This is a genomic window from Oerskovia sp. NPDC056781, from assembly GCF_042789955.1.
GTDB classification, from domain to species: Bacteria; Actinomycetota; Actinomycetes; order Actinomycetales; family Cellulomonadaceae; genus Oerskovia; species Oerskovia rustica.
In genome coordinates this window covers 1-4078 of record NZ_JBHUAD010000299.1, presented here as the reverse complement: position 1 = coordinate 4078, position 4078 = coordinate 1, and the positions used below count along the sequence as shown (strand labels likewise).

The following is a 4078-nucleotide window of genomic DNA, read 5'->3' as shown; positions in this document are numbered from 1 at the left end:
GAGCTCCGACGGTCAGAGACCGACCTCGGACTCGAAGGCGCCCTCCTCGATGCGGTTCTTGATCGCACCCAGGAAGCGGGCCGCATCCGCGCCGTCGACCAGGCGGTGGTCGTACGACAGGAAGATGTAGCTCATCGAGCGGATCGCGATCGACTCGTTGCCGTCCGCGTCGGTCACGACGACCGGGCGCTTGACGATCGTGCCCGTGCCCAGGATCGCGACCTGGCCACCGGGGACGATCGGCGTGTCGATCAGCGCGCCACCGGAACCGGTGTTCGTGATCGTGAACGTCGCGCCGCCCAGCTCGTCCGGCCCGATCTTGTTGATGCGGGTGCGGCCGGCGAGGTCGGCGATCTTGCGGGCCAGCCCGGCGAGGTTGAGGTCACCGGCGTCCTTGATGACCGGCACGACCAGACCGCGCTCGGTGTCGACCGCGATGCCGACGTTCTCCTGCGGGTGGTAGACGACAGAGTCGCCGTCGATGCTCGCGTTGATCTTCGGGTAGGCCTTGAGGGCCTCGACCGCGGCGAGCGTGAAGAACGGCAGGAACGTGAGGTTGGCGCCCTCGCGTGCCTTGAAGTCGTTCTTGGCCTTGGCGCGCAGCTTGGCGACCTTGGTCACGTCGACCTCGACCACCGTGGTGAGCTGGGCCTGCGTCTGCAGGGCCTCGACCATGCGCGTCGCGACGAGCTTGCGCAGGCGCGACATCTTCTCGGTCGTCCCGCGCAGGGGCGAGACAGCCGGGACGCTGGCCGCCTTGGGCGCGGAGCCCGACCGCGCAGCAGCGGCAGGTGCCGGGGCCGCCTTGGCAGCCTCCGCCTTGGCGGCCGCCTCGAGGACGTCCTCCTTGCGGATGCGGCCACCGACGCCCGTGCCCGTGAGGGACGCGACGTCGACACCCTTCTCCGCGGCGAGCTTGCGCACGAGCGGGGTCAGGTAGGAGCCGCCGGTCGAGCCCGAGGTGGCGCGCGAGGCAGGGGCCGCGGGAGCGGCGGGCGCCTCTGCTGCGGGAGCCGCGGGCGCCTCTGCTGCCGGGGCGGCGGCCGGGGCGGGCGCCGCTGCCGGAGCAGGTGCGGGCGCCGCGGGAGCGGCCGGTGCAGCCTCGGGCGCCGGTGCCGGGGCGGGAGCCGCCTCAGGTGCCGGTGCGGCGGCGGCCGGAGCCGGTGCTGCCGCGCCCGAGCCGACGATCGCGAGGACGGTGCCGACCTCGACGGTCTCGTCCTCCTGGACGAGGATCTGCTGGACGGTGCCCGCCACGGGGGAGGGGACCTCGGTGTCGACCTTGTCGGTCGAGACCTCGAGCAGGGGCTCGTCGACCTCGACGGTCTCGCCGACGGCCTTGAGCCAGCGGGTCACGGTGCCCTCGGTCACGGACTCGCCGAGCGCCGGGAGCTTGATCTCCTCGCCACCCGAGGCGGCGGGCGCCTCGGCAGCGGGAGCGGCCGCCGGAGCCTCGGCAGCGGGGGCCGGTGCCGGCTCCGCCGCGGGGGCGGGCTCGGCTGCCGGGGCGGGAGCCTCGGCGGGTGCTTCGGCGGCGGGAGCGGCCGGAGCCTCGGCAGCGGCCGGGGCTGCGCCCGCGCCGGAACCGATCACGGCCAGGTCGGTGCCGACCTCGACGGTCTCGTCCTCCTGGACGAGGATCTGCTCGAGCACGCCGGCGAACGGCGAGGGGATCTCGGTGTCGACCTTGTCGGTCGAGACCTCGAGCAGCGGCTCGTCGATCTCGACGCTCTCTCCGACGGCCTTGAGCCAGCGGGTGACGGTTCCCTCGGTGACGGACTCGCCCAGTGCGGGCATCTGCACGTTGTCAGACATGACCTCTCGGGTCTCCTTCGATCGTTGGGTCAGTTGTGGGCGTGCAGCGGCTTGCCGGCGAGGGCCAGGTGGGCCTCTCCGAGAGCCTCGTTCTGCGTGGGGTGCGCATGGACCAGGGCGGCGACGTCCTCGGGGTACGCCTCCCAGTTCACGATGAGCTGGCCTTCGCCGATGAGCTCGCCGACGCGGGCGCCGACCATGTGCACGCCGACGACGGGGCCGTCCTTCTGGCGGACGAGCTTGACGAAGCCCGTGGTCCCGAGGATCTTGCTCTTGCCGTTGCCGGCAAGGTTGTACTCGAGCGTCTCGACGCCGTCGGCGCCGTGCAGCTCCTTGGCCTTGGCCTCGGTCAGGCCGACCGAGGCGACCTCGGGCTCGCAGTACGTCACGCGCGGGATGCCCGACTCGACGATCGGCGTCGGGTTCAGGCCCGCGATCTGCTCGGCGACGAAGATGCCCTGGGCGAAGCCGCGGTGCGCGAGCTGGAGCCCAGGGACGATGTCACCGGCGGCGTAGATGTTGCCGACGCCCGTGTGCAGACGCTCGTCGACGATCACGAAGCCACGGTCCATGGTGATGCCCTGGGCCTCGAAGCCCAGGTCGGCGGTGCGGGGGCCGCGGCCGACGGCGACCAGCAGGAGGTCGGCGTCGAACGTCTTGCCGGACTCGAGGGTCACGTGCACGCCCGAGTCGTCCTGCGTGACGCCCGAGAAGCGGTCGCCCAGGGTGAAGCCGATGCCGCGCTTGCGGAACGCGCGCTCGAGCGCCTTGGACAGCGACTCGTCCTCGTTCGGGACGAGGTGCGGGAGCGCCTCGATGATCTGCACGTCGGCGCCGAACGACTTCCAAACGCTCGCGAACTCGACGCCGATCACGCCGCCGCCCAGGACGATCGCGCTCTGGGGCACGTAGTCGAGGGTCAGTGCCTGGTCGGACGTGATGACGCGGCCCCCGATCTCCAGCCCGGGGAGCGAGCGGGCGTAGGAACCCGTGGCGAGCACGACGTTCTTGCCCGTGTAGCGCTGGCCCGCGACCTCGACCGTGTCCGCGGCGACGAGCGTTCCGTGGCCCTCGATCACCGTGATCTTGCGGGACTTGATGAGACCCTGCAGGCCCTTGTACAGCCCGGCGATGACGCCGTCCTTGTACGAGTTCACGCCGTTCATGTCGATGCCCTGCAGCTGGCTCAGGACGCCGTACGCGCTGCCCTCGCGGGCGTTGTCGGCGAGCTCGGCGGCGTGCAGCAGAGCCTTCGTGGGGATGCAGCCGTTGTGCAGGCAGGTCCCGCCCAGCTTGTGCGCTTCGACGAGAGCGACGTTCAGGCCGAGCTCGGCGGCACGCAGCGCGGTGGCGTAGCCGCCGCTGCCTCCGCCCAGGACGAGGACGTCGAAAGGTGTGCCGGTCTCGGCCACGTGCAGCTCCTTAGGCATACGAAAAGAGGGAGAGCAAAGTTCTCGTGACATCTTGGCACTTCGGTCAGCCGTACCCCAATCGGAACGCACACTCTTGCGTGTGATGCTCAAGACAGCCACGCCGGGCGTCCGGTCCGCCCCCGTGGTCCGGACGGTCCCGGCGGGTGGGCTCCCGGGCACGACCTGCCGCTCCTCGCGCTGCGAGTCCCCGCCCACAGGCGGGGCCGAGCCCGATCCCAGGAACGCTCCAGGCGGAGCAAGTACCCTTCCTCCATGTCCAGGCTGTCGCAGCTCTTCTCCCGCAAGCCCGCGAACGGTGCCGGTGCTCCCGCCGGTGCCCCGTCGACCGCGGACCAGCGCCGCGCGACCGTCGAGCACCTCGCCGACTTCGCACGCACCCGCGTGGGTGTCGAGGCATACATCGAGCCGCCGACGAACGACACCCCCACGACGCTCATGCTCATCGCGACCACGGGGGAGTGGACGAGACGCCGCGTCCCCGACGCCAGGACCGCGCGCAAGGTGGCCGAGCAGCTCGAGCTCCCCGTCTACGACGTGAACTTCACGGGCTACCCCCAGCGCATGCGCGACTGGAACTCCAAGCAGCGCCGGCGCTGAGCCCCATCCGCAGTCGCTGACCCCGCCCTCAGGTGCGCGCTTCGTCGGGCCGTTGCCGGAGCTCCCACGGAACGAGATGCGGTCACCTGGGGTCGAGGCTCTTCCCTGACCCCGGTCGGACGCAACTCGACCTCCCGGCAGGACGCAGACGCTGCGCCCGACGGCTCCGGCGCGCGGTCCGGACCCGACGCCAGTCGGAACGACGGACGGGCACGACCCCGAGAGGTCGTGCC

At 71.6% G+C, this 4078-nt stretch carries 3 protein-coding genes; 1 reads left to right on the top strand and 2 read right to left on the bottom strand.

All coding sequences use genetic code 11. The annotated features are described in order from the left end of the window. Window positions 1–12: 12 nt before the first annotated feature. Together sucB and lpdA are read right to left on the bottom strand one after the other, a co-directional pair. On the bottom strand, window positions 13–1815 hold the full coding sequence (gene sucB / locus ACFRCR_RS17430) for a 2-oxoglutarate dehydrogenase, E2 component, dihydrolipoamide succinyltransferase (protein WP_377679295.1): 1803 nt from the start codon (window positions 1813–1815) through the stop codon (window positions 13–15). Window positions 1816–1844: 29 nt separating this feature from the next. Continuing rightward, the gene (gene lpdA, locus ACFRCR_RS17425; RefSeq protein ID WP_138824225.1) at window positions 1845–3245 is read right to left on the bottom strand and encodes a dihydrolipoyl dehydrogenase; all 1401 of its coding nucleotides are present in this window, start codon (window positions 3243–3245) and stop codon (window positions 1845–1847) included. 255 nt (window positions 3246–3500) lie between these two features. Between lpdA and ACFRCR_RS17420 the strand changes: the two genes are divergently transcribed. Further along, a complete protein-coding gene (locus ACFRCR_RS17420) occupies window positions 3501–3845 on the top strand; it encodes an oxidoreductase (RefSeq protein ID WP_138824226.1) in 345 nt (114 codons plus the stop codon). Window positions 3846–4078: the final 233 nt, after the last annotated feature.